Origin of the sequence: Rouxiella badensis, assembly GCF_002093665.1 — a bacterium.
Lineage (GTDB): Bacteria > Pseudomonadota > Gammaproteobacteria > Enterobacterales > Enterobacteriaceae > Rouxiella > Rouxiella badensis.
Map to the genome: position 1 here is coordinate 124,985 of NZ_MRWE01000002.1, position 26,297 is coordinate 151,281.

Consider the following 26,297-nt stretch of genomic DNA (forward strand, 5'->3'; position numbering starts at 1 on the left):
TATGACTGACTATCAGGGTAAAAAAGTGGTCATTATCGGGTTGGGGCTTACGGGCCTCTCCTGTGTTGATTTCTTTGTTTCACGCGGCGTGACGCCGCGTGTTATCGATACCCGTGTCAGTCCGCCGGGACTCGACAAGCTGTCGGACGCCATCGAGCGTCATTTAGGTTCACTGAATGAAGAGTGGCTGCTTGACGCCGATCTGATTGTTGCCAGTCCGGGCATGGCGTTAGCGACTCCGGCACTGAGTGCGGCCGCTGATGCCGGCGTTGAGATTGTTGGCGATATCGAACTGTTTTGTCGCGAAGTCAACGTTCCTATCGTGGCGATTACCGGTTCAAACGGTAAAAGCACCGTGACCAGCCTGGTCGGCGAGATGGGCAGGGCCGCAGGGTGGCAGGTCGGCGTGGGCGGCAATATTGGTCTGCCAGTGCTGAGTATGCTGGGCCATGACTACCAGCTGTTTGTGCTTGAACTGTCGAGCTTCCAGCTGGAGACAACTCACAGCCTGCATGCCGCAGCGGCCACGATTTTGAACGTAACCGAAGACCATATGGACCGCTATCCGTTTGGCCTGCAGCAGTACCGTGCGGCCAAGCTGAAGGTTTATGAGAACGCGAAACTGTGCGTGGTGAATGCGGATGATGCCCTCAGCATGCCGATTCGCGGTGCGGACGCGCGCTGCGTCAGCTTTGGCGTTGACGTCGGCGATTACCATCTGAATCAGCAGCAGGGTGATATCTGGCTGCGCGTGCGCGGTGAGAAAATTTTCAATACCCGCGAGATGCCGCTGACGGGGCGTCATAACTATACCAACGCGCTGGCTGCGCTGGCGCTCGCCGATGCAGTGGGTATTCCTCGAGCCTCAAGCCTCAAGGCGCTGACCACTTTTACCGGGCTGGCACATCGCTTTCAGATTGCTTTTGTGCACAACGGCGTGCGCTGGATAAACGATTCGAAAGCGACCAACGTTGGCAGTACCGAGGCCGCATTAAACGGCCTGAAGGTTGACGGCACGCTGCATCTGCTGCTGGGGGGAGACGGCAAGTCGGCCGATTTCACCCCGTTGCTGCCTTACTTGCAGGGTGACAAGGTGCGCGTTTACTGCTTTGGCCGCGACGGTGGCGAGCTGGCCGAGCTGCGCCCTGAGGTGTCTTCGCTGTTTGACACCCTGGAGCAGGCGATGCGCGACATCGCAGGTCGCGTGCAGCCGGGCGATATGGTGTTGCTGTCACCGGCCTGCGCCAGCCTCGACCAATTCAAGAATTTCGAGCAACGCGGCGATGTCTTTACCGCACTGGCTAAGGAGCTTGGCTGATGCGTATTCGTCTACGACTGCCTGGCCTCGGCCTGCTGAAAGGCATGGGCAGTAAAGCCAACGACTGGGTGATGGGCGCCAAAGAGGGCGATAATCTCACGCTAGTGCTTTATGACCGCACGCTGATGTGGATGGTGTTTGGTCTGGCGATTGTCGGTTTTGTGATGGTGACCTCGGCCTCAATGCCTATCGGTCAGCGCCTGGCGAACGATCCTTTCATGTTTGCCAAACGTGATGCCGTCTATCTGGTCATGGCCTTCATCCTCGGGCTGATTACACTGCGCATCCCGATGATGGTGTGGCAGAAATACAGCAATGTGCTGCTGTTTATCTCCATCATCATGCTGATTGTCGTATTGGGCGTCGGTAGCTCAATCAACGGGGCATCGCGTTGGATCTCACTCGGGCCGCTGCGTATTCAGCCCGCCGAGTTCTCCAAGCTGTCGCTGTTTTGCTATCTGGCCAGCTATCTGGTGCGTAAGGTCGACGAGGTACGAAGCAACTTTTGGGGCTTCTGCAAACCGATGGGCGTGATGGTTATTCTGGCCGTGCTGCTGCTGTTGCAGCCTGACCTCGGTACCGTAATCGTGCTGTTTGTTACCACGCTGGCGATGTTGTTCCTGGCGGGCGCAAAGCTGTGGCAGTTCCTGGCCATTATCGGCTCTGGACTGTTCGCGGTATCAATACTGGTCGTGACCGAACCTTACCGTATGCGCCGCGTAACCTCGTTCTGGAACCCCTGGGCCGATCCGTTCGGCAGTGGCTACCAGTTGACCCAATCGCTGATGGCATTTGGGCGAGGGGAGTTTTGGGGGCAAGGCCTTGGAAACTCAGTACAAAAGCTGGAATATCTGCCCGAGGCGCATACCGACTTCATCTTCTCGATTTTAGGTGAGGAATTGGGGTATTTCGGTGTGGTTTTAGTACTGTTAATGGTATTCTTCGTCGCTTTTCGCGCTATGTCCATTGGCCGACGCGCTCTGGAGCTGGATCAGCGATTTTCTGGGTTCCTTGCCTGCTCAATTGGCGTATGGATTAGCTTCCAGGCGCTGGTTAACGTAGGCGCAGCTGCGGGCATGTTGCCGACCAAGGGCCTGACCCTGCCGCTGATAAGCTACGGCGGCTCGAGCCTGCTGATTATGTCAACGGCGCTGACGCTGCTGTTGAGAATAGATTTTGAAACGCGTCTGGCAAAAGCCCAGGCGTTTGTAAGGAGTGCCCGATGAGTGGCAAGACCAAGCGTTTGATGGTGATGGCAGGCGGCACTGGAGGCCACGTGTTCCCTGGCCTGGCCGTAGCACATCATCTGATGGCGCAAGGCTGGGAAGTTCGTTGGTTAGGAACCGCTGACAGAATGGAAGCGGATCTCGTTCCCAGGCACGGAATTGAAATAGATTTCATTAAAATTGCCGGATTACGTGGGAAAGGTCTGAAAGCGCAACTGACCGCCCCCATTCGCATATATCATGCGTGGCGTCAGGCGAAAGCCATTATGCGCCGCTTCCAGCCCGATGTGGTGTTGGGCATGGGCGGATACGTTTCAGGTCCGGGCGGTTTGGCCGCGTGGTCCTGCGGTATTCCAGTGGTGCTGCATGAGCAGAACGGTATTGCCGGTTTGACCAACCGTTGGCTGTCACGTATCGCCAAAACGGTATTGCAGGCGTTCCCCGGCGCGTTTCCCAAGGCGGCCGTGGTCGGTAATCCGGTGCGAACTGACGTATTGGCGCTGCCTTTACCCGATGCGCGTTTTGCCGGACGTGAAGGTCCGATAAGAATTTTAGTGGTCGGCGGCAGTCAGGGCGCGCGCGTGCTGAATCAAGCGATGCCGGAAGTCGCCGCGCTGCTGGGCGACCGCGTCACTCTCTGGCATCAGGTCGGAAAGGGCGCGTTAGACGCCGTAAATGAGGCGTATCAGCAGGCCGGTCAGACGCAGCATAACGTGACCGAGTTTATTGATGATATGGCGCAAGCCTACGCCTGGGCTGATGTTGTAGTGTGCCGTTCCGGTGCTCTCACCGTCAGCGAAATTGCCGCCGCAGGCTTACCGGCAATTTTTGTGCCTTTCCAGCATAAAGACCGCCAGCAGTATTGGAACGCGCTGCCGCTTGAGAAAGCCGGTGCCGCCAGAATTATCGAGCAAAAGGATTTTAACGCCGGTGCCGTGGCCGACATTCTGGCCAGCTGGGATCGTCAGAGCCTGCTTGAGATGGCGCGCAATGCCCGCGCAGCCGCCATCCCTGATGCGACTGAACGCGTTGCCGCCGAAGTGGTTGCGGCAAGCAACAAATGAAAACGAGTGACTGATGGCCGTATCAGGCCGTGAGTCCGATTAACAAAGGTTTATGAGAAACGTGAATACACAACAATTGGCGAAACTGCGTACCTTCGTGCCCGAGATGCATCGCGTCCGGCACATACACTTTGTTGGCATCGGTGGTGCCGGCATGGGTGGTATCGCCGAAGTGTTGGCTAATGAAGGTTACCAAATCAGCGGTTCAGACCTGGCACCAAATCCGGTAACCCAGCAGCTGTCCGCATTGGGCGCGACGATTTACTTTAATCACCGCCCTGAGAACGTGCTCGACGCCAGCGTTGTCGTGGTCTCAACGGCCATCTCTGCGGACAACCCTGAGCTGATCGCCGCACGCGAAGCCCGTATTCCGGTCATTCGCCGCGCCGAGATGCTGGCCGAGCTGATGCGTTTCCGCCACGGCATTGCCGTCGCCGGTACGCACGGCAAGACCACGACCACTGCGATGGTGACCAGTATTTATGCCGAGGCCGGACTGGATCCGACCTTCGTCAACGGCGGTTTGGTTAAGGCGGCAGGCACCCACGCACGATTGGGTTCGAGCCGTTTCCTGATTGCCGAAGCAGACGAAAGTGACGCGTCTTTCCTGCATTTGCAGCCGATGGTGGCGATTGTGACCAACATCGAAGCGGATCACATGGACACCTATCAGGGTGACTTCGAGATCCTCAAGCAGACGTTCATCAACTTCCTGCACAATCTGCCGTTCTACGGCCGTGCAGTGATGTGCATTGACGATCCGGTTATCCGCGAGCTGTTGCCGCGCGTGGGCCGTCATGTCACGACATATGGTTTCAGCGAAGATGCCGACGTGTTTATCGAAGATTACCGTCAGGTGGGTTCGCAGGGGCACTTTACCGTGCGCCGCCAGGACAAGACGCCGATTGAGGTTATGCTCAACGCACCGGGCCGCCATAACGCGCTGAATGCCGCCGCCGCTATCGCCGTGGCGACCGATGAAGACATCAGTGACGACGCTATCCTGACCGCGCTGGCGGGCTTCCAGGGGACCGGACGCCGCTTTGACTTCCTCGGCGAGTTCCCGCTCGAGAACGTCAACGGCAAAGAAGGCACTGCGATGCTGGTGGATGACTACGGTCACCACCCCACCGAAGTCGACGCGACCATCAAGGCTGCGCGCGCAGGGTGGGAGGACAAACGTCTGGTCATGGTGTTCCAGCCGCATCGCTACACGCGCACCCGTGACCTGTATGACGATTTCGCCAACGTGCTGTCTCAGGTTGATTTACTGGTGATGCTCGACGTGTATCCAGCCGGTGAAGCGCCGATTCCGGGCGCAGACAGCCGTTCGCTGTGCCGCACCATTCGTGCGCGCGGCAAGCTGGACCCGATTCTGGTTTCAGATATTGATGCGGTGCCGGGCATTCTGGCACCCATCCTCGACGCCAATGACCTGATTCTGGTTCAGGGCGCGGGAAATATTGGCAAGGTGGCTCGTAAACTGGCTGACCAAAAATTGCAGGCGGCCAAGAAGGGAGATGAGCACTATGTCTAATAGCAAGACTAAAGTGGCGGTACTGTTCGGCGGCACTTCCGCCGAGCGCGAAGTGTCTTTGCAGTCTGGCGCTGCCGTACTGGCGGGCCTTCGTGAAGCTGGTATCGATGCGCACGCGGTCGACACCAAAACGGTTTCCGTGACCGCTCTGAAAGAGCAAGGCTTCGGCAAGGTGTTTATCGCTCTGCACGGCCGTGGTGGTGAAGACGGCACGCTGCAAGGCGTGCTTGAGCATCTGGGTCTGCCTTACACCGGCAGCGGCGTGATGGCTTCTGCGCTGACGATGGACAAATTCCGCACCAAACTGGTGTGGCAATCGCTGGGTCTGCCTGTTTCGCCTTTCGTGGCGTTGAATAAAAAACAGCTAGACCAGGCAGGGCAGGGCGCTTTGCGCGACAAAATCAACGCGCTCGGCCTGCCGGTCATCGTCAAGCCGAGCCGCGAAGGTTCGAGCGTGGGCATGAGTAAGGTTAACGCGCCTGAAGAACTCTTGCCGGCGCTGGAAGAGGCATTCCGTCACGACGACGACCTGCTGATAGAACAATGGTTGAGCGGTCCAGAATATACCGTCGCTATCGTTGGTGACCAGGTGATGCCGTCTATTCGCATCCAGCCTGCGGGTATCTTCTACGACTATCAGGCGAAATATATCTCTGACGAGACGCAATATTTTTGTCCGAGCGGCCTGAGTGCCGAACAGGAACAACAGCTGTCCGATCTGGCGCTACAGGCTTATCGCGCGCTGGATTGCAGCGGCTGGGGCCGCGTCGACGTGATGCAGGACAGCGAGGGGAACTTCAACCTGCTTGAAGTCAATACATCACCGGGTATGACGAGCCACAGTTTGGTGCCGATGGCGGCCAAACAGGCGGGACTGAGTTTCCCGCAGCTGGTAGCCCGCATTCTGGAGCTCGCCGACTGATATGTCTCAAGCTGCCCTAAATGCACGAGAGCGAACGACGAAGGCAGAAACCCAAGGCCGTCGTAGTAACGGCGGTCAGCTGGCGGGAATGTTGTTCCTGCTTATGGTGTTGGCGACCATCGGCTGGAGTGCCTGGGCGGTACTGAGCTGGATGGACGATGCCAAGCGTCTTCCGCTGTCTGAACTGGTGGTGACCGGTGAGCGTCACTACACCACAAACGACGATATTCGTCAGGCCATACTGTCACTGGGCGAGCCCGGGACCTTTATGACACAGGACGTTAACGTCATTCAGCAGCAGATAGAGCGTCTGCCGTGGATCAAACAGGCCAGTGTTCGCAAACAGTGGCCGAACGAACTGAAGATACATGTGGTGGAGTACGTGCCGGTCGCGCACTGGAATGATTTGCATATGGTCGATGCCGACGGCAAGTCTTTCAGTATTCCGGCAGAACGTGTCGCCAAGCAGAAAATGCCGTTGCTGTACGGTCCGGAAGGCAGCGAGCAGGACGTTTTGCAGGGTTATCAGACCATGAGCCAACAGCTGGCGGCAGCGTCTTCCGTCGGAAAGTTTACGCTCAAGTCAGTTTCTATGACGGCGCGTCACTCCTGGCAGATAACGCTGGACGATGACACCCGCATCGACTTGGGGCGTGACGATCGCACCGGGCGTTTGCAGCGCTTTATCGAGCTTTATCCGCGTTTGCAGCAGCAGGCCGATGCCGATAAGAAACGTATTAGCTACGTTGATTTACGTTATGAAAGCGGTGCAGCGGTGGGATGGGCCCCGGCGTTTATCGACCCAAATGGCAGTGATGGACAAAAAGTCGGTCAGCAAAACAACATTAAGCAGAATCAGGCACAGGCTAAACAACAATGATCAAGTCGACGGACAGAAAACTGGTAGTTGGGCTGGAGATCGGTACGGCAAAGGTTGCTGCACTGGTAGGGGAAGTTCTGCCCGATGGCATGGTCAACATTATCGGCGTGGGAAGTTGCCCTTCCCGAGGTATGGATAAGGGCGGCGTGAACGACCTCGAGTCGGTCGTTAAATGCGTACAGCGTGCAATCGATCAGGCTGAATTGATGGCGGATTGCCAAATTTCCTCTGTTTACCTTGCTTTATCGGGTAAACATATCAGTTGCCAGAATGAAATAGGGATGGTTCCTATTTCGGAAGAGGAAGTAACGCAGGAAGATGTAGAAAACGTGGTGCATACCGCTAAATCGGTACGCGTACGTGACGAGCATCGCGTGCTGCACGTTATTCCTCAGGAATATGCCATCGATTATCAGGAAGGCATTAAGAATCCGGTCGGACTTTCCGGCGTGCGTATGCAGGCCAAGGTTCACCTGATCACCTGCCATAACGATATGGCAAAGAACATCGTCAAGGCGGTTGAACGCTGCGGACTCAAGGTTGATCAGCTGATTTTCGCCGGTCTTGCCGCAAGCTATGCTGTATTGACTGAAGATGAACGTGAGCTGGGCGTTTGTGTGGTAGATATCGGTGGCGGTACTATGGATATCGCCGTTTATACTGGCGGCGCGCTGCGTCATACTAAGGTTATCCCGTATGCGGGTAACGTGGTCACCAGTGATATCGCCTATGCGTTCGGTACACCGCCAACCGACGCCGAAGCCATTAAAGTGCGTCATGGTTGCGCACTCGGTTCGATTGTGGGTAAAGATGAAAACGTCGAGGTACCCAGCGTTGGGGGACGTCCTCCGCGCAGCCTACAGCGTCAGACGCTTGCAGAGGTAATCGAACCGCGTTACACGGAATTGCTGAATCTGGTCAACGACGAGATTTTGCAGTTGCAGGAACAGTTACGCCAACAGGGCGTAAAACACCATCTGGCCGCCGGTATCGTTCTTACCGGAGGTGCAGCACAAATCGATGGTCTGGCAGCTTGTGCACAGCGGGTATTCCATACCCAGGTACGTATTGGTCAACCTTTGAACATTACCGGGCTGACAGATTATGCGCAGGAACCTTACTACTCAACCGCTGTAGGGCTACTGCACTATGGTAAAGAGTCTCACCTGAGCGGTGAGGCTGAAGTGGAAAAACGCGCCTCAGTGGGCAATTGGTTCAAAAGAATCAATAGTTGGCTGAGAAAAGAGTTTTAATGTTTCAATAACGGGATCATAGTGGAGTTATTGGTGATCCCGAAGCGACAGGCACAAAACGGAGAGAAACTATGTTTGAACCTATGGAACTGACCAACGACGCGGTGATTAAAGTCATCGGCGTCGGCGGTGGCGGTGGCAACGCTGTTGAGCACATGGTGCGTGAGCGCATCGAAGGTGTTGAATTCTTTGCCGTGAATACCGATGCTCAGGCATTGCGTAAAACGGCTGTAGGCCAGACCATCCAGATTGGTAGCGGTATTACCAAAGGTCTGGGTGCTGGTGCGAACCCGGAAGTGGGTCGCAATTCTGCTGAAGAAGATCGTGAAGCCCTGCGAGTTGCACTCGAAGGCGCAGACATGGTGTTCATCGCAGCAGGTATGGGTGGCGGTACCGGTACCGGTGCAGCGCCTGTTGTTGCTGAAGTCGCAAAAGATTTAGGTATTCTGACCGTGGCCGTCGTGACCAAGCCTTTCAATTTCGAAGGCAAGAAGCGTATGGCATTCGCGGAGCAGGGTATCGCCGAGCTGTCTAAACACGTTGACTCACTGATCACTATCCCGAACGATAAGCTGCTTAAAGTTCTGGGTCGCGGTATTTCTCTGCTCGACGCTTTCGGCGCGGCTAACGACGTGCTGAAGGGCGCTGTTCAGGGTATCGCTGAGCTTATCACCCGTCCTGGCCTGATGAACGTCGACTTCGCCGACGTGCGCACCGTGATGTCCGAAATGGGCTACGCGATGATGGGCTCTGGCGTGGCATGCGGTGAAGACCGTGCTGAAGAAGCGGCCGAAATGGCTATCTCCAGCCCACTGCTGGAAGATATCGACCTGTCGGGCGCGCGTGGCGTGCTGGTTAACATCACGGCGGGCTTCGACCTGCGTCTTGATGAGTTTGAAACCGTGGGTAACACCATTCGTGCTTTCGCCTCTGACAACGCAACCGTGGTTATCGGTACTTCCCTTGACCCGGAAATGAACGACGAACTGCGTGTTACCGTGGTGGCAACAGGTATTGGCATGGACAAACGTCCTGAAATCACTCTGGTGACCAATAAACCTGCCAGCCAACCCGTTATGGATCACCGTTATCAGCAGCACGGCATGTCGCCGCTGCCGCAGGAGACCAAGCCAGCAGCGAAGGTGGTTAATGATCCGAACACGCAATCAAACAAAGAGCCAGACTATTTGGACATCCCGGCATTCCTGCGTAAGCAGGCGGACTAAATTTCTGAATAGTCCGAATTTTGGGATCTCCGCTCTTTGTGCTAAACTGTCCCGCCGATCTTAAGGTAACCTTAGGTCGGTTGGATGGATAACATTGCGAGATAAAAACGATGATCAAACAACGTACATTAAAACGTATCGTTCAGGCGACGGGTGTCGGTTTACATACCGGTAAGAAAGTCACCTTGACCTTGCGACCTGCACCGGCTAATACCGGGGTCATCTATCGTCGCACTGACTTGAATCCACCGGTTGATTTTCCGGCAGATGCAAAATCCGTGCGTGATACCATGCTCTGTACTTGCCTGGTTAATGAGCATGACGTGCGTATTTCCACGGTGGAACACCTTAATGCGGCACTTGCAGGTCTTGGCATCGACAACATCATTGTCGAAGTTGACGCACCTGAAATTCCGATTATGGACGGCAGCGCCGCGCCTTTCGTCTATCTGTTGTTAGACGCAGGCATCGAACTCCTTAACAGTGCCAAGAAATTCTTGCGCATCAAAGAAACCGTGCGTGTTGAAGACGGCGACAAGTGGGCTGAAATGAAACCTTATAACGGTTTCAAATTGGACTGGACTATCGACTTCAACCACCCGGCTATTGAAGGTGACGCCAAGCGTTTCCAGTTAGAGTTTTCGGCCGAGTCTTTTGTTCGCCAGATTAGCAGAGCCCGAACCTTCGGATTTGTACGTGATATCGAGTATTTGCAGTCACGCGGATTGTGCCTGGGTGGCAGCTTTGATTGCGCGATTGTTGTTGATGATTACCGTGTGCTTAACGAAGATGGTCTGCGTTTTGAAGATGAATTCGTTCGTCACAAAATGCTCGACGGTATTGGTGACCTGTTCATGTGCGGCCACAACATTATTGGTGCAGTTAATACCTTTAAGTCGGGTCACGCGTTGAACAACAAGTTATTGCAAGCGGTATTGGCTAAGCAGGAAGCCTGGGAATACGTTACCTTCCAGGATGAAGCTGAAGTGCCATTGGCATTTAAAGCCCCATCTACAGTATTCGCTTAATCGGTACTGATATTACTTATTACGACTGGTTGTTTTGGCACCCTCTCCGGCCATTTCAGCCAGTCGTTCTAATGCCTTTCTAAGTTTCTCCGGGCTACGGCTCGCCAGTAATCGCAACTCATCCGCACTTTGTTTACTCAGTTGTCTTACCGGCGGTAAGGGACCCTGAGATACGCCCTGTTTTTGATAATCTGCATCATCTTTCTGCGATAAGTTTTCAGATTTAGCCATCAACGATGGATTAATCCTGATGTCGATTGAAGACAATGATGGTAGTATTTGCGCTCGAAGTGCAGAGAGAAGCGCCGGTTGTTCATAACGTAAGCGCATCATCCAGCTGGCATTTGCTATCTCTAGCACCAAAACACCCTGGCGATAATTACCTACCCGGCACCACGGTTGCATTTGGGTTGGTAACAGACCTTTGACAGCGCGATTGAGCTTGAGTAATGCGGCCGCACGTTGTTGAACCGCACGCAGAGGGCTTTGCCCCGCGGCTGTGGCGTCATCGAACAGGATATCTAATAATTGTGGGCGGCTGTTACGCATTGACGAGCTCCGGCGGATTGTAAAACTTGTGATTGGTATTCTAAATCGTTGGCGACAATTTGGCAGAAGGTATTTTTGGCCGCATCTCCTGTTGGGGATGGTCGCGGCTAGCCTTGGCGTGTCGACGAATCTTTCACAAACTGAGCTGGCAAGTGTAACCAATACCTCCTCAAGTCTAAACCGTTTAAATATCGGCACTCGCGGACTGACCAATCTGGCGTGGCTTCAGGCGCATCGCCGTGCCTCGGTCGGCGTCGACTACTGGCAGCAGCATGCGCTGCGAACCGTCATACGTCACCTTTCTTTTGCACTAGCGCCTCAGGTTGTGACCTACAGCGTTGCCAGTCCTGAACTCGCCTCTGCCGATGCCGAGCCGCTGCACGTTCAGCAGATGGCCCTGCTGGTAACTCTAAATTCGCTGCTCACCCACGAAGCCAAACCGCCTGTCATCATCCGTGACACCCAGCAACTGCTGCTCACGGCTTCTGCCAGGCATCAGCCCGGACTCTGGCTCGCCCAGGTTCTGGGTACGCGCGCCGGACCCTACTCCCTTCTTGTTTGATTGTCATTTCTGAAGCATCTTTGCCGTTTTTCGTTGCATCAGTAGGCATGGCACACGCCTGTTCACTGTGCGGGCAAGACCCAAAGTACTAACAAAAATAGTAGCCACAAGAGTGGTCTCAAAGAGAAATCAAGAATCATGTTAAGCAAATTATTGACCAAAGTTTTTGGTAGCCGTAATGACCGTACGCTGCGCCGTATGCGCAAGGTAGTTGACCAAATCAATCGTCTGGAACCTGAGATTCAGGCACTTTCAGACGAGCAGCTGCGCGCCAAGACCGACGAATTCCGTGCGCGTCTGGCGAAGGGCGAAGTGCTTGAAACGCTGATCCCTGAAGCCTTTGCCGTGGTGCGTGAATCAAGTAAGCGCGTATTCGGCATGCGTCACTTCGACGTACAGCTGCTGGGCGGCATGGTGCTGAACGAGCGCTGTATCGCCGAGATGCGTACCGGTGAAGGTAAAACCTTGACCGCAACGCTGCCTGCGTACCTAAATGCGCTGAGCGGCAAGGGCGTTCACGTTGTTACCGTCAACGACTATCTGGCACAGCGTGACGCCGAAAACAACCGTCCACTGTTCGAGTTCCTCGGCCTGACCGTGGGCATCAACCTGCCAAATATGCCTGCACCGGCCAAGCGTGCGGCCTACGCAGCGGACATCACCTACGGTACTAACAACGAATACGGTTTTGACTACCTGCGTGACAACATGGCGTTTAGCATTGAAGAACGCGTTCAGCGCAAGCTGCACTACGCGCTGGTGGATGAGGTTGACTCCATCCTTATCGATGAAGCACGTACCCCGCTTATCATTTCCGGTCCGGCTGAAGACAGCTCCGAGATGTATATCCGCGTTAACAAGCTGATTCCAAAACTGATCCGTCAGGAAAAAGAAGACTCTGACACCTTCCAGGGTGAAGGTCACTTCTCCGTGGATGAGAAAGCCCGCCAGGTTCACCTGACCGAACGTGGCCTGATCCTGATTGAAGAGCTGCTGGCTGAAGAAGGCATCATGGAAGAAGGCGAGTCACTGTACTCTCCGGGCAACATCATGCTGATGCACCACGTGACCGCCGCTCTGCGTGCCCACGTGCTGTTCACTCGCGACGTTGACTACATCGTTAAAGACGGCGAAGTGATCATCGTTGACGAACACACCGGCCGTACCATGCAGGGTCGTCGCTGGTCTGACGGTCTGCATCAGGCCGTTGAAGCCAAAGAAAACGTCGATATTCAAAACGAAAACCAGACGCTGGCGTCCATTACCTTCCAGAACTACTTCCGTCTGTACGAGAAGCTGGCCGGTATGACGGGTACAGCGGACACCGAAGCCTTCGAATTCAGCACCATCTACAAGCTGGATACCATCGTTGTGCCGACCAACCGTCCAATGCAGCGTAAAGATTTGCCTGACCTGGTCTACATGACAGAGATGGAAAAAATCGGTGCCATCATCGAAGACATCAAAGAGCGCAGCGCCAAAGGCCAGCCAATTCTGGTCGGTACCGCATCTATCGAGAAGTCTGAAGTGGTATCCCACGAACTGACCAAAGCCGGTATCGCGCACAGCGTACTGAATGCCAAGTTCCACGCCAAAGAGGCAGAGATTGTTGCTCAGGCCGGTCAGCCGAGCCGCGTAACCATCGCCACTAACATGGCGGGTCGTGGTACCGATATCGTGCTGGGCGGTAGCTGGCAGGTCGAGATTGAAAACCTGGGTGAAGATGCGACCCCAGAGCAGATTGCGGCTATCAAAGAAGCCTGGAACGTACGCCATGAGGCGGTTCTTGCCTCGGGGGGGCTGCACATTATTGGTACCGAGCGTCACGAATCGCGTCGTATCGATAACCAGCTGCGCGGCCGTGCCGGTCGTCAGGGTGATGCCGGTTCATCCCGCTTCTACCTGTCCATGGAAGACCAACTGATGCGTATCTTCGCCTCTGACCGCGTTGCCAGCATGATGCGTAAACTGGGTATGAAGCCGGGCGAAGCCATCGAACACCCATGGGTGACCAAGGCTATCGCCAACGCACAGCGTAAAGTCGAAAGCCGTAACTACGATATCCGTAAACAGCTGCTCGAGTACGATGACGTCGCAAACGATCAGCGTCGCGCTATCTACACCCAGCGTAACGAACTGCTGGACGTCACCGACGTGAGCGAAACCATCGCCAGCATCCGTGAAGACGTGTTCAAGAGCACCATCGACAGCTTTATCCCGCCACAGTCTCTGGAAGAAATGTGGGATGTTGAAGGTCTGGAACAGCGTCTGAAGAACGACTTCGAGCTGGAAATGCCTATCAAGGAGTGGTTGGACAAAGAGCCTGAACTGCATGAAGAAACGCTGCGTGAGCGTATTCTGCAGGTCGCTAAAGACTCTTACGCGAGCAAAGAAGAAGTGGTTGGCGTGGACATGATGCGCAACTTCGAGAAGGGTGTGATGCTGCAAACGCTCGACTCCCTGTGGAAAGAGCACCTGGCGGCAATGGACTACCTGCGTCAGGGGATCCACCTGCGCGGCTATGCGCAGAAAGATCCGAAGCAGGAATACAAGCGTGAGTCCTTTGCAATGTTTGCTTCTATGCTCGAATCACTGAAATATGAAGTGGTTAGCGTACTGAGCAAAGTTCAGGTCCGCATGCCGGAAGAAGTTGAAGCGATGGAAGAGCATCGTCGCGAAGAAGCAGAGCGTCTGGCACAGCAGCAACAGCTGAGCCACGTCGCCTCTCTCGAAGAAGAACTGTCTACCACCGGCGAATCTAGCGTTGCTTCTGAACGTAAAGTCGGGCGCAACGATCCTTGCCCATGCGGTTCAGGCAAGAAGTACAAGCAGTGCCACGGTCGCCTGCAGAACTAATCTACTCGTCTGACGAATAAAGACATGAAGGGCGGTTAATTATTGACTAATTACCGCCCTTACTTTTGAGGTAAACACAGTGACTGTGAAAAAAGTGAATATCGCGGTAGGGATCATCCGCAACGCCGACAAGGAAATATTTATCACCCAGCGCGACGCCTCCTCGCATATGGCGGGCTTCTGGGAGTTTCCGGGCGGCAAGATAGAGTCTGGGGAAACCGCCGAACAGGCGTTAGTCCGTGAGCTACAGGAAGAGGTCGGTATCGACGCCTCTGCCCCTGAGCTGGTCCGCACGTTGGAGCATAAATTCCCTGACCGTATCGTCAATCTGCACTTCTTCCTGGTTCAACATTGGACCGGCGAACCTTACGGCAAAGAAGGGCAACCCAAGCGTTGGGTCGCTCAGCGTGAACTGAAAGAAAGCGATTTCCCACCTGCCAACGCCGAGGTGGTAACCGCGTTGCAGAAAGGTGAGATTTAGGACAGAAAATAGTCGTAAGGGAGGCGTGGCGATGATGCCGGAGCAGCCTGTGCTTTCCTGTCCGCCTTTGGGTTCTTAACACCGACTCGGAGGCGTTGAACAATTGGCAAAAAAAATCCGGAGACAGGGCCTGTTCCGGATTTTCTCATCGTTCGGACCGCTTAACGGATCCTAAAGCGGGTGGCATCAGGCCTTTTAGCCTATTTATTTGATGTCGTCTTCGCTCCACTCGTCAAGATCGTTAATCTCGCCTTTGCTTGGAATGCGTTTTTCTTCATCGGCCCATTCGCCCAGGTCAATCAGCTGACAGCGCTTGCAGCAGAAAGGGCGATACGGGCTTTGCTCGCCCCAAATCACCGACTTGCCACAGGTTGGGCAGTGTACTTTAGTTATCTCGTTATCCATATTCAGCTCCTAGCAGCAGGCAAGTTCAAAGTTAAGTCTGGCCGGAACCTGGCCTTTTTCGCTATCCAACGGCAGGAAGCGAATGGCATAACGCGTCTTGTGCCCTGAAATCTGAGGATAAAGCTGATGTTCCAGAGAAAGGCGCAGTCGAAGCAGGTCGGCTCCTTCGGCGTTGTCCTGGAAGAAACCGTTGAGGCTGGTCAGGTTGCTGAACGGCCCAGACTGACGAATCAGGTCCAGAACGCGGGTCAGCGCACGATTCAGTGGTTCAAGGGTTTCCAGCCAATACTGTACATCTTTGTCGCGCTGAGCCTGAGGCAGGTGCAGCCAGATGTGCAGCGTGGGTAGGTCAAAGCTACAGCAGCCGCCAGGGATACTCAAACGCTGTTTGACCAGGTTTATCAGGCGGTCTTCTCTCAGCGCCTGACCGATACGTGGAGCGCTCATCAGCACTGCAGCGGTATTTTTCAGCTCTACGCGCAACGCATGAATACGGGCCATGTCTACGCCGGGCACGTCGGCCCATTGCAGCAGTTTTTGCTGTTGGCGTTCGAGTTCTTTTAACAGCTCGGTGCGGACTTCGCCGCGTTCCAGAACGTCTAATAAATCAGACGCGGTGCGGAAAAAAGTCAGGGCAGGAGCGATTGTGCCGAGCTGTGGATTGGCGTGTAACTGTTGTAAAAGAAACTCTATGCGCAACCAGGTGCGCATTTTTTCATTTAAAGGATGTTCAAAGAGAACGGTAGTAACCACATCACTCATTCTTGTCAATATCCTGTCGGGTCGCTGAAGCCGCTAAATCCAGATAGCGGCTATGTAATGAAGCAACACGCGGCTCGATCGTCTCGGGACCACCGTTGTTATCAATAATGTCATCCGCACAGGCCAGCCTCTGCTGGCGGGAAGCCTGTGCGGCGATAATACTTTTTGCCTGCTGGAGGCTTACGCCGTCTCGGCTGACAGTGCGTGCAAGCTGAATCTCTTCGCTTACGTCGACCACAAGTACCCGATTTGCCCGGGCTTGTAATCCATTTTCTACGAGTAGGGGAACGACCCAAAGCACGTAAGGCGACGAGGCAGCCTGAATTAGCCGCTGCGTTTCAGCCTGTATTATAGGATGGAGGAGTTGGTTAACCCATTGTTTATCATCTGCATTGCTGAAAATTATTTCGCGCAGACGTGGGCGATTAAGTGAACCATTTTCCTGAATAACTTGTTTACCAAATCGTTCAGCCAGAGCAAGCAGGGCTGGCGTCTCGGGTTCGACAACCCGACGGGCAATAACATCGGCGTCAACCAGCGTGATGCCCAGACGCGCAAACGCGTTGGCAACCGTGCTTTTGCCGCTTCCTATACCGCCGGTGAGGGCCACAATATAACTCATGCTTTTGCTCGGATGATTCTGTTTTGAAAATATCGATACCCTAAATGATAAAGGTATCGGCAGTAGATGCAAGCCAACTCCGAAGGGGTTTTTATCCTAAATTGAAACCCTAAACTGTGAGTCGCGATGCAAAACCAACCCTTGCCGCGAGGCTATTCCTGAGTATGATAAAACCACTGGAGAAGGTGCAAACTGTTACGTGCTTGTCGGCTTACGCCACAGGCTTAAAGCCCAACCAGGACAATCCCATGCGTATTGAAGAAGATTTAAAATTAGGTTTTAAAGACGTCCTCATTCGTCCAAAGCGCTCTACCCTCAAGAGCCGTTCAGAAGTTGAACTCGAACGCACATTCACCTTTAAGCATTCTGGCCATAGCTGGTCGGGAACCCCTGTTATTGCTGCCAATATGGACACTGTCGGTACCTTTAGTATGGCTGAAGCACTGGCGTCATTCGGTTTACTCACCGCGGTTCACAAGCATTACAGCGTAGAACAGTGGCAGGCGTTCATTACGCTTAGCAGCGAGTCCGTTCTGCGCCATGTGATGGTATCAACCGGGACTTCCGAAGCTGACTTTACCAAAACGCTGAAAATCCTGTCGCTGTCGCCACTGCTAAAATTCATCTGTCTGGACGTAGCAAACGGCTACTCCGAGCACTTTGTCGAGTTCCTGCAGCGCGTTCGCGAAGCCTGTCCCGACAAGGTTATCTGTGCCGGTAACGTGGTCACGGGGGAAATGGTGGAGGAGCTTATCCTCTCCGGCGCAGATATCGTCAAGGTGGGCATCGGTCCGGGGTCGGTCTGCACCACGCGGGTTAAAACCGGGGTAGGGTATCCGCAGCTTTCGGCCGTTATTGAGTGCGCCGATGCGGCGCACGGCCTCGGCGGGCAGATTGTCAGCGATGGGGGCTGCGCCGTGCCCGGTGACGTTGCGAAAGCTTTCGGCGGCGGGGCAGACTTCGTGATGTTGGGCGGAATGCTGGCCGCGCACGACGAATGCGAAGGGACTGTCGTGGAGGAAAACGGCGAGAAACTTATGCTGTTCTACGGGATGAGCTCAGAGTCTGCCATGAAGCGCCACGTGGGAGGCGTGGCGCAATATCGCGCCGCAGAGGGTAAAACGGTTACCCTGCCGCTGCGCGGGCCCGTCGAGAACACCGTGCGCGATATTCTTGGCGGCCTGCGTTCTGCCTGCACCTATGTCGGCGCTGAGCGTCTGAAGGAGTTGACCAAACGCACAACCTTCATTCGCGTTGCCGAGCAGGAAAACCGTCTGTTTGGACAGTAAAGTGAATGCAACGCCCCCGTTGGCAGGGGACTAAGACCCGCGCTGCGCCTTGAAAGGGCTCGGCGCTAAGTCACAGGGTCGGCGGTGCGGACGATGAAGATTTTCAGTTCATCGCCGCACCCAGATTAAATATCGGCAAATACATCGCAATAACTAACCCTCCTACCACGATACCCATAAACAGCATCATCAGCGGCTCGATTTTCTGCGCCATATTATCCGCCAACTCATTAGCCTGCTCGGCGTGCCAGTGCGCCAGCTTTTGTAGCAGGGTATCGAGCGACCCTGACTCTTCCCCAATTTTCACTAACTGGCGGCACAGGGCCGGAAAACGCGGCGAGGCGCTTAGCGCTTTGTGCAGCGGGATACCCTGCGCCAGTTGTCGGGTCAACTCTCCCACGGCGGACTTATAGTGTAAATTACTGATGGCTGATTCGGCCGCGCTTAGCCCTGCACTCAGCGTCATCCCTGCGTGTTGGGTCAACACCAACGTTTGGAAAAGCTGGCACAGGCAGCCGTCACTGATCAATTTTTTGACCAGCGGCAGCCGCAGCAGCCAGCCTTGCTCACGCCGCTGCCACGTCTCCTGCGGATGTAAATAATGAAAATAGAGCCCGCCGCCGCAGACAATCAACAGCGTCAGGGCGGGCCCAAAGCGCACAATCGCCTCCGAGGCGGTAATCAGCATCTGCGTAAAACCCGGTAGTTCTGCGTCAAAAGAGGCATAGATCTTGGCGAACTCCGGTAACACCATAGTCAGCATCAGCAGGGTGATACCGGTTGCTATCGCCATGACAATCAGCGGATAACGCAGCGCCTTTTTGACCCTCTTTTGCAGTAAAACCACCTGCTCCTGCTGCACCGCAAGCTGTTCGCAGCAGCTTTCGAGCTGACCAGTCAGCTCACCGATAGCAATAATCTGCGGATAAATAGCCGGAAAAACCTGTGGATACAGCAGCATAACCGCCGACATCGGCTGCCCCTCATTGACCCTTTTTACCGTCTCCTCCAGCACGCAGCGCCAGGCTGCCAAAGGATGGTCACCGGCGAGCAGATTTAGGCTCAGCGTCAGTGGCAGTCCTGTTTGCAGCAGGGTGGCAAGTTGCCGGATAAACGCGATGCGCTCCTTGTTCTTCCAGTAACCCGCACCTATCCGTTGCGACTTTTTAATGACGATCGGCTGTAGCCCGCTTTCCACGAGTGGGGTAAGTACCTCCTGTGAACCCGAGGACAGGCTATCACCGCAGTGCAGTTCGCCGGCGTCATCGACTGCCTGCCACGAGAAGAGATAGAGGCTATGGCTCACCCTGGTTCCCTTCGCCGATTACCCGATACAGCTCGCTCAGCGAGGTGATGCCTTGCTCCACCAGCACCATCCCTGAGGCGAAAAGAGTGCGCTGGTCCTGCGAGCTTGCGATATTGCGCAGCACCTGCGAATCTGCACCATTAACCAGCGCCTGCTGTAGTTGAGAACTGTTTTCCAGCATTTCATAAATGCCCACTCGACCATAGTAGCCAGAGAAGCACTGCTCACAGCCCTTGGCCTCCCAAACCTGCATCGGCTGTGGCACCGTGTCAGGATGACATTTTATCAACGCCTGCTGGTGGGCTTTGCAGTGTGGACAGAGTTTTCTAATCAGGCGCTGGGCAATCACCAGGCGCAGACTGGCGGCAATCTGATACCCCTCTACGCCCATTTGCGCCAGCCTGACTAAGGTTTCGGTCGTTGAGTTAGTATGCAGCGTCGATAGCACCAGATGCCCGGTTTGCGAGGCCTTAACGGCTATCTCTGCCGTCTCGGCATCACGGATTTCACCAATCATGATTGCATCAGGGTCCTGTCTGAGCAGTGAACGCAGGACCTTGGCAAAGCTTAACGATGTCTTGCTGTTAATCTGCGTCTGGTTAATCCCGCGTACGGGAATCTCAACCGGATCTTCCACGCTGCAAATATTGCGTCCTACGGTATTGAGATGACGCAGTCCGGTATAGAGCGTTACCGTTTTACCGCTCCCCGTCGGACCGGTAACCAGAATCAGCCCCTGGGGTTTAGCGAGGGCCGCGAGATACTGTTGCTGCTCTCGCGCAGAAAAGCCAAGCTGTTCCATCGACAGCTCCTGCTGCGTTCTGTCGAGGATGCGCAGCACAATCTTTTCGCCATACAGCACCGGCAGCGACGCGATGCGCATCGAGTAGCGCTGTTTGTCGAAGGTTACCGACATTTGCCCATCCTGCGGCAGGCGATGTTCGGCAACGTTAAGTTGGCCCATAATTTTGAGGCGTGCCGTCAGGCTTGCCGCCAGCGCAAATTCCGGTCCGGGAAGCTCCTGCAACACGCCGTCTATCCTGAGTCGAATACGCAGTTGATTCTCGAAAGGTTCGAAGTGTACGTCCGACGCCCGCCGCTGGAGAGAAACCCGCAGCACGTTATTCAAAAACTCCACCACCGGTATACCGCTGCTTTCATCAAAATTGTGGTCCTCATTTTGCTGACCCGATGCCTCTTTCTCCCCCGTGGGATTCTCCGCTTGGCTCCGCGCTCGTTCAATCTGCGTTTGCGGCCAAAATTCCAGATTCACCTTCAGGGCGCAGGTAAAGCGCAGCGCCGTCAGCAGCGCAGTGGTATCGGTTGTTTGCTGATGACACGCGACACGCAGATTATCTTGCTCAATGCTGATGAACACCGCGCCATAGTGCTGGCACTGCTGTGCCAGCGTCGTCTTCATGAGCTCAACGTTGGCTTTCATCCACGCGTGCTTTTATCGTTGAAATGAAAGACCTGATTGCAGGCATCGACCATGCCTTGATTACCCGCGTTGGTGCACTGACGGGACCAGTCAATGCTGCCGTCGAGGGTGTTGATAACCGGTGTCATGACCACCGTCAGGCCGCTTAACGCCTGCTGGCCGGTGAGCGTTATCTCGCCGGACTTAACCTGGACTGCGCTGACGTAGCGTGAGGTCTTGGTTAACGGAATACTGGATACGCCGTTGTTGCAGGGTGCCAGTTCGCCTAAGTCGATGCTGCAAAGCTCGCTGGCCGTCTTGTAAGGCACCATGGTTTGCAGCATGTCGGTGAGCGCCGCTTTTTGGGTATAGGACTGATAGGCGGGGATACCGATACCGCTGAGAATGCCAATAATACCGATCACCACCATCAGTTCTATTAGCGAAAAACCCTGCTGCAGTTGCAATGAGGCTTTAAGGCCGTGGTCGTTATGTGCCGTTGGGACCGGGGTAAAAATGACAGATTGCATGAAACTCTCCATTCCCTGAAGGGATGTCAGCGTTGAAAGAGCGCTCAAGCTAACTGGCACCCATGCCGGAAACCAGCGACACAAGGCCGTGCTTCGCGACGTCACGCAAAAAGAAAATGCAGAGAAGGAGGTGTTACAAAAAATGGGGAGACAGCTCGCAGATTGCCCCACGAAGAGGGCGAGGCAATCCGCCGTTGAGGCTTAGCGAAAACGCATCGACAGGTCGAGTGCACGAACGTGTTTGGTCAGTGCGCCAACGGAGATAAAGTCGACGCCGGTCTCGGCAAATTCGCGCAGCGTCACGTGAGTGACATTCCCGGAGATCTCAAGCAGGGCACGGCCTGCCGTGAGCGCCACACCTTCGCGCATCATCTCGACCGTAAAGTTGTCGAGCATGATGATGTCGGCACCGGCGTCCAGCGCCAGCGTCAGTTCGGACAGGCTTTCAACCTCGACCTCAACCGGAACATCGGCATGAATGACCCAGGCGCGTTCCACCGCAGCCTTAATCGAGCCACAGGCAATAATGTGGTTCTCTTTAATCAGAAATGCGTCGGCCAGCCCCAGTCTGTGGTTACTGCCACCGCCGCAAAGCACGGCATATTTTAGCGCGGTACGCAGACCGGGCAGGGTTTTACGCGTATCCAGCAGGCGGGTTTTGGTGCCTTCAAGCAGCTTGACGTAGCGGTTCACTGCGCTGGCAACGCCCGAAAGGGTCTGAACGAAATTCAATGCGGTTCTTTCGCCGGTCAACAGCAGCCGGGCCGGGCCGGAAAGCTCAAAAAGGGGTTGATTTTCGACCAGCGGTTCACCATCTTTAACTAACCAGGTAATCTTGACCTCGCCTTTGCCAAGCTGGGCAAACACTTCATCGACCCAGCCCTGACCGCAGAAAATACCTGCTTCGCGCGTGATAACCATGGCCTGAGCCTGCTTGTCTGCCGGCAGCAGCTGTGCGGTTAAATCTCGATTGGCATCCACCTCTCCGCCCAAGTCCTCGCGCAGCGCCTGCGCAACAACAAGGGGAATATCATTGTGAATACGGTCAAGTAACTCAGCGCGACGACTTTCAACGCTGTAGCTGCGAGTAGGCATACAAAACTCCGAAATGGCGGATAGTGAATTATAAAAACATGCTACCCTTTTGCTCAGGTAAGTACCACGAGAACCCATCCTATGAGGTCATTAATGCAGTTAAAACAAGGCTGGATCGCTGAAGCCCGACGGGTGATTTCTCCACATTTCGATCTTCGCCCCGAGGACGAGATCCCCTCGTTGCTGGTTATTCATAATATCAGCCTGCCGCCCGGAAAATTTGGCGGACCCTATATTGACCAACTTTTTACCGGCACGCTTAATCCTGCCGAAGATCCGTTTTTCGAACAGATTTATCAGCTTCGCGTTGCCGCCCACTGTTTAATCCGCCGCGACGGTGAAATTGTGCAATACGTGCCTTTTGACAAACGGGCTTGGCATGCTGGCGTCTCTGTGTGGCAGGGGCGGGAGCGCTGCAATGACTTCTCTATCGGCATCGAACTGGAAGGAACGGATTTCGAGCCGTTTACCGACGCGCAATACCAGAGTTTACTTCGAGTTACCGATTTGATACTAAAGCACTATCCTGTCGATTTACAGCACATCACCGGGCACAGTGATATTGCGCCAGGACGCAAAACCGATCCCGGTCCGTATTTTGACTGGCAGAGATATCTCGATGCAGTGCGGGAGCAGGCAGCGAGTGATACATCAAAAGAGAGCCACCCCTCATGACGTTAATTACTTTGTTGCTGGTTTTAGCCTGGGAACGTTTGTTCAAGTTAGGCGAGCATTGGCAACTCGACCACCGCTTCGAGGTGATTTATCGCCGCGGTCGCGCCGCCTCGTTAACTAAAACGCTGGCAATTTTTATCCTCTGGATGGCCGTCATCTGGGGAATTCTGCGTCTGGTTCATGGCCTGTTCTTTGGCGTGCCGTCGCTGGTGTTGTGGGTGGTTATCTGCCTGCTGTGCATTGGGGCAGGGCTTAAGCGTAAGCATTATCGCGCCTACCTCAAGTCTGCGCGACAGGGGGACGTTAACGCCTGTTCCGAAATGGCCGAAGAGCTTGCGCTTATCCACGGTTTGCCGGTGGACTGCTCGGAAGATCTGCGGCTGCGTGAGTTGCAGAATGCGCTTATCTGGATCAACTTCCGCTATTATCTCGCACCGATGTTCTGGTTCGTAGTGTGCGGACCTTACGGCCCAGTAGCTCTGGCGGGTTATGCGGTGCTACGTGGGTATCAAAGCTGGCTGGCGCGTAACACGACGCCGCTTAAGCGCAGTCAGTCGGGCGTTGACAGTATTCTGCACGTGCTGGACTGGATTCCGGTACGTTTGGCGGGCGTGGCCTATGCCCTGATTGGCCACGGTGAGAAAGCGTTGCCGGCGTGGTTTGCATCACTCGGCGATATTCATAGCTCGCAGTACCAGGTACTGACGCGCCTCGCACAGTTTTCACTGGCGCGAGACCCGCATCTTGATCCGGTGCAGACCCCGCGCGCTGCGGTTTCGATGGCGCGTAAAGTCACCATCATCATTCTGATTGTTGTGGCGCTGCTGACTATCTACGGCACCCTGGTTTAATTTAAATTTCGCGGTTGTCTGCGGGAGGTTCTCCTAATACCGGCATGCCGTCGTCGTCCCAATCTATGGTCTTCAACCGCGTATGGCGGTTGGGATCATACAGCGGATCGCCCTCAATCTCCGCGTAGTTCCTCGCGTGATAAACCAGTACGTCCTCGCCTTTTTCATTCTGAGTAAAGCTGTTGTGCCCAGGCCCAAACTGTCGATTATCGGCATGGGTACGAAATACCGGTTTCTCCGATTTATGCCACTGTGACGGGTCAGTGATATCGCTTTCGAGGTCGGCCCAGAGCAGGCCAATACAATAATTCTCGTCGGTTGCGCTCGCAGAATAGGTGATGAAAATCTTGTCATAACCCTCGATGACCGAAGGACCCTCATTGACTTTAAAGCCGATGATTTCCCAGGGAAGTTCGGGTTTGCTGAGCATCACCGGAGCAGACTTGAGGGTCCACGGGTTGCTCATCTCGGCCAGGTAAAGATTTGAATTGCCGTCAATTGCGGGGTCTTTTTGTGCCCACAGATAGTAACTTTTTCCTGCGTGAGTAAAGTGGGTGGCGTCCAGCGAAAAGCTGTCGATTGGCGTCGCGACGCGGCCTTTTTCCTGCCATTTGCCGCTCAGTGGATCGGCATCTGAGCACTCGAGTACAAACATACGATGCTGAAACAGCCCGTTGACGATTTTTTCAGACGGCGCTGCGGCAAAATAGATGTACCAATTGCCGTTGATGTAGTGCAGCTCGGGTGCCCAGATAAGGGCACTCATCGGCCCGCCGCCGTGTTTACGCCAGACAACGCGCGGACGCGCTTCCGCCAGCCCTTCGAGGGTGGCCGAGCGGCGTATTTCGAGCCGGTCATATTCCGGCACGGAGGCAATAAAATAGTAATGCCCGTCGGTATGTCGCCAGATATGTGGGTCAGCGCGCTGGGTGATAAAGGGGTTCGGATAAACAGTCTTACTCATGCTTGGGCTCCTTGCTGGCAAAGGCCGGTCGCTCGGTTTCACCCTGTTTTTCCCCGGGGTAACCCTTAAGCTCGCTGCCTTTGTTGAGTTCAGAAAAGTTGCGGCGACGAATCTCCAAATCGGCCTGAATCGTTTTCATTAGCTCACGGTCGACCTTCAGTAGTCTGACTACGCCTGCGGTCATCAGATAACCCACGCCCGGAATAACGGTGAACAACAGCACGATACCGTTTAGCGCGTGCGGAGTCTGTGACGCGGCACCCGCCTGATAGCCATAAATTGACAGCAAGAATCCCACCATCGCACCCGCAACCGCCAGCCCACATTTCAGGAAGAACAGGTTACCTGAGAAACTAATGCCGGTGCTGCGTTTACCGGTCTTCCATTCGCCGTAGTCGTCCACGTCGGCCATCAGCGACCAGTGGAGCGGGGAAGGCAGCTGGTGGAGGATATTTAGCAAGAAGTAGGCCACCAGAATCAGCACCGTCATGTGCGGGTCGAGGAAATAAAAACCGCAGGAGAACAGCGTCAGAATAATGTTGGTCCAGAAGAAAACCTTAAGCTTGCAGAATTTGTCGGTCAGCGGCTTGGCGAGTGCGCTGCCAATCATCATGCCAATCACGCCAAGGCTGATAAACAGGCTGGCAAAGGAGGTTGATTTCTCCATCACCCAGGTGACGTAATACATCGTGGCCGCCATGCGAATGAAGCCGGGACAAACGTTGCAGAAGGTCAGCAACAGAATGCGCACCCATTGGTCGTTCTTCCAGACGTCTTTTAAGTCGCTCTTTAATGCGTGTTTTGTCGGTACGGCGGGCTGGATCCTCTCTTTTACCGAGCTAAAGCAGAACAGGAACATCACCAACGCGATGAAAGCCATGACTGCGATGGACATTTGATAGCCCCGCGCCTTGTCCGCCCCGCCAAACCACTGTGCCATCGGTAATAAAGAAGAGGAAAGAATCAGGGTCGCGATGCCCACCATAAAGAAGCGATAAGACTGACAGGAGACGCGCTCTTGAGGATCTGCCGTGATCACTCCGCCGAGAGAACAGTAAGGAATATTGATGGCGGTATAGGTCAGCGACATCAGGAAATAAGTGACGAAGGCATAGATTACCTTGTTGGAGTAACTCCAGTCCGGCGTGGAAAACATCAGTATGCTGAAGAGCGCGAAGGGCAGGGAAATCCACAGCAGGTAAGGGCGGAAGCGTCCCCATCGGCTTTGGGTTCTGTCGGCAATCGCACCCATTATAGGGTCACTGACGGCGTCAACCACGCGGATGGAAAGCAGCATGACGCCCACCAGCGCAGGCGCAAGCCCGAATACATCGGTATAAAAGTAGCTCAGGAAAAGGGTGATCGTACCCCAAATCATGTTGCACCCCGCATCCCCCATGCCGTATGCAACTTTCTCTTTAAACGACAGCGCGCCTTGCCTCATGGACTCTCTCCAAAACGGGATCAAACGACAAT

At 54.7% G+C, this 26,297-nt stretch carries 25 protein-coding genes; 15 read left to right on the forward strand and 10 right to left on the reverse strand.

The window, feature by feature from the left end:
* The first annotated feature begins 1 nt into the window (after position 1).
* From murD to lpxC, 9 genes are all read left to right on the forward strand, one after another.
* Positions 2-1,318: a UDP-N-acetylmuramoyl-L-alanine--D-glutamate ligase gene (gene murD / locus BS640_RS01830; RefSeq protein WP_017489930.1), complete on the forward strand. Its 1,317-nt coding sequence runs from the start codon at positions 2-4 to the stop codon at positions 1,316-1,318.
* Entirely contained in the window at positions 1,318-2,544 is a 1,227-nt protein-coding gene (ftsW, locus tag BS640_RS01835) for a cell division protein FtsW (protein ID WP_017489931.1), read from the forward strand. The genes murD and ftsW overlap by 1 nt, the downstream gene beginning before the upstream one ends.
* On the forward strand, positions 2,541-3,608 hold the full coding sequence (gene murG / locus BS640_RS01840) for an undecaprenyldiphospho-muramoylpentapeptide beta-N-acetylglucosaminyltransferase (protein ID WP_017489932.1): 1,068 nt from the start codon (positions 2,541-2,543) through the stop codon (positions 3,606-3,608). Before ftsW ends, murG begins: the two co-directional genes overlap by 4 nt.
* 61 nt (positions 3,609-3,669) lie before the next feature.
* Positions 3,670-5,145 carry a UDP-N-acetylmuramate--L-alanine ligase gene (murC, locus tag BS640_RS01845; protein WP_026110262.1) on the forward strand — a complete coding sequence of 492 codons (1,476 nt, stop codon included), beginning with the start codon at positions 3,670-3,672 and terminating at the stop codon, positions 5,143-5,145.
* The gene (locus tag BS640_RS01850) at positions 5,138-6,067 is read left to right on the forward strand and encodes a D-alanine--D-alanine ligase (protein ID WP_017489934.1); all 930 of its coding nucleotides are present in this window, start codon (positions 5,138-5,140) and stop codon (positions 6,065-6,067) included. The genes murC and BS640_RS01850 overlap by 8 nt, the downstream gene beginning before the upstream one ends.
* 1 nt (position 6,068) lies before the next feature.
* The gene (gene ftsQ / locus BS640_RS01855) at positions 6,069-6,947 is read left to right on the forward strand and encodes a cell division protein FtsQ (RefSeq protein WP_017489935.1); all 879 of its coding nucleotides are present in this window, start codon (positions 6,069-6,071) and stop codon (positions 6,945-6,947) included.
* Positions 6,944-8,200 (forward strand): cell division protein FtsA, encoded by a 1,257-nt coding sequence (gene ftsA / locus BS640_RS01860; protein WP_009634688.1) that lies wholly within the window; start codon positions 6,944-6,946, stop codon positions 8,198-8,200. Before ftsQ ends, ftsA begins: the two co-directional genes overlap by 4 nt.
* 71 nt (positions 8,201-8,271) lie before the next feature.
* On the forward strand, positions 8,272-9,426 hold the full coding sequence (gene ftsZ / locus BS640_RS01865) for a cell division protein FtsZ (protein ID WP_017489936.1): 1,155 nt from the start codon (positions 8,272-8,274) through the stop codon (positions 9,424-9,426).
* Between the two features lie 110 nt (positions 9,427-9,536).
* A complete protein-coding gene (gene lpxC, locus BS640_RS01870) occupies positions 9,537-10,454 on the forward strand; it encodes a UDP-3-O-acyl-N-acetylglucosamine deacetylase (protein WP_017489937.1) in 918 nt (305 codons plus the stop codon).
* Between the two features lie 12 nt (positions 10,455-10,466).
* Here lpxC and BS640_RS01875 read toward each other — a convergent pair whose 3' ends face one another.
* Positions 10,467-11,003: a DUF721 domain-containing protein gene (locus BS640_RS01875; RefSeq protein ID WP_017489938.1), complete on the reverse strand. Its 537-nt coding sequence runs from the start codon at positions 11,001-11,003 to the stop codon at positions 10,467-10,469.
* Between the two features lie 28 nt (positions 11,004-11,031).
* Between BS640_RS01875 and secM the strand changes: the two genes are divergently transcribed.
* The 3 genes from secM (at position 11,032) to mutT (ending at position 14,902) form a co-directional block, all read left to right on the forward strand.
* Positions 11,032-11,565, forward strand: coding sequence for a secA translation cis-regulator SecM (gene secM, locus BS640_RS01880; protein ID WP_038327486.1), 534 nt, complete (start codon positions 11,032-11,034; stop codon positions 11,563-11,565).
* Between the two features lie 138 nt (positions 11,566-11,703).
* Entirely contained in the window at positions 11,704-14,421 is a 2,718-nt protein-coding gene (gene secA / locus BS640_RS01885) for a preprotein translocase subunit SecA (RefSeq protein WP_017489940.1), read from the forward strand.
* Positions 14,422-14,506: 85 nt separating this feature from the next.
* A complete protein-coding gene (gene mutT, locus BS640_RS01890) occupies positions 14,507-14,902 on the forward strand; it encodes an 8-oxo-dGTP diphosphatase MutT (protein WP_026110263.1) in 396 nt (131 codons plus the stop codon).
* A gap of 204 nt (positions 14,903-15,106) precedes the next feature.
* Here the strand turns inward: mutT and yacG are convergent, their stop codons facing one another.
* The 3 genes from yacG to coaE are packed head-to-tail and all read right to left on the reverse strand — an operon-like array spanning position 15,107 to position 16,691.
* Positions 15,107-15,307, reverse strand: a complete 201-nt coding sequence (gene yacG / locus BS640_RS01895; RefSeq protein ID WP_017489942.1) for a DNA gyrase inhibitor YacG — start codon at positions 15,305-15,307, stop codon at positions 15,107-15,109.
* 9 nt (positions 15,308-15,316) lie between these two features.
* Positions 15,317-16,069 carry a cell division protein ZapD gene (gene zapD, locus BS640_RS01900; RefSeq protein WP_017489943.1) on the reverse strand — a complete coding sequence of 251 codons (753 nt, stop codon included), beginning with the start codon at positions 16,067-16,069 and terminating at the stop codon, positions 15,317-15,319.
* Entirely contained in the window at positions 16,062-16,691 is a 630-nt protein-coding gene (gene coaE / locus BS640_RS01905; RefSeq protein ID WP_026110264.1) for a dephospho-CoA kinase, read from the reverse strand. The genes zapD and coaE overlap by 8 nt, the downstream gene beginning before the upstream one ends.
* 248 nt (positions 16,692-16,939) lie before the next feature.
* Here coaE and BS640_RS01910 point away from each other — a divergent pair, with 248 nt between their 5' ends.
* Positions 16,940-17,980, forward strand: coding sequence for a GMP reductase (locus BS640_RS01910; RefSeq protein WP_017489945.1), 1,041 nt, complete (start codon positions 16,940-16,942; stop codon positions 17,978-17,980).
* Positions 17,981-18,083: 103 nt separating this feature from the next.
* Here the strand turns inward: BS640_RS01910 and hofC are convergent, their stop codons facing one another.
* From hofC to nadC, 4 genes are all read right to left on the reverse strand, one after another.
* A complete protein-coding gene (gene hofC / locus BS640_RS01915) occupies positions 18,084-19,286 on the reverse strand; it encodes a protein transport protein HofC (protein WP_084911724.1) in 1,203 nt (400 codons plus the stop codon).
* The gene (gene gspE / locus BS640_RS01920) at positions 19,276-20,727 is read right to left on the reverse strand and encodes a type II secretion system protein GspE (RefSeq protein WP_084911726.1); all 1,452 of its coding nucleotides are present in this window, start codon (positions 20,725-20,727) and stop codon (positions 19,276-19,278) included. The genes hofC and gspE overlap by 11 nt, the downstream gene beginning before the upstream one ends.
* Complete coding sequence (gene ppdD / locus BS640_RS01925) at positions 20,724-21,173, reverse strand: prepilin peptidase-dependent pilin (protein WP_026110266.1); 450 nt, start codon at positions 21,171-21,173, stop codon at positions 20,724-20,726. The genes gspE and ppdD overlap by 4 nt, the downstream gene beginning before the upstream one ends.
* A gap of 264 nt (positions 21,174-21,437) precedes the next feature.
* Positions 21,438-22,331, reverse strand: a complete 894-nt coding sequence (nadC, locus tag BS640_RS01930) for a carboxylating nicotinate-nucleotide diphosphorylase (RefSeq protein WP_017489949.1) — start codon at positions 22,329-22,331, stop codon at positions 21,438-21,440.
* Positions 22,332-22,424: 93 nt separating this feature from the next.
* Here nadC and ampD point away from each other — a divergent pair, with 93 nt between their 5' ends.
* Complete coding sequence (ampD, locus tag BS640_RS01935; protein ID WP_017489950.1) at positions 22,425-23,006, forward strand: 1,6-anhydro-N-acetylmuramyl-L-alanine amidase AmpD; 582 nt, start codon at positions 22,425-22,427, stop codon at positions 23,004-23,006.
* Positions 23,003-23,857, forward strand: a complete 855-nt coding sequence (gene ampE, locus BS640_RS01940; RefSeq protein WP_017489951.1) for a beta-lactamase regulator AmpE — start codon at positions 23,003-23,005, stop codon at positions 23,855-23,857. The genes ampD and ampE overlap by 4 nt, the downstream gene beginning before the upstream one ends.
* 1 nt (position 23,858) lies before the next feature.
* Here ampE and BS640_RS01945 read toward each other — a convergent pair whose 3' ends face one another.
* Both BS640_RS01945 and BS640_RS01950 read right to left on the reverse strand, forming a co-directional pair.
* On the reverse strand, positions 23,859-24,821 hold the full coding sequence (locus BS640_RS01945) for a glycoside hydrolase family 43 protein (protein ID WP_084911728.1): 963 nt from the start codon (positions 24,819-24,821) through the stop codon (positions 23,859-23,861).
* Positions 24,814-26,265, reverse strand: a complete 1,452-nt coding sequence (locus tag BS640_RS01950; protein ID WP_084911730.1) for a glycoside-pentoside-hexuronide (GPH):cation symporter — start codon at positions 26,263-26,265, stop codon at positions 24,814-24,816. Before BS640_RS01950 ends, BS640_RS01945 begins: the two co-directional genes overlap by 8 nt.
* Positions 26,266-26,297 lie beyond the last annotated feature (32 nt).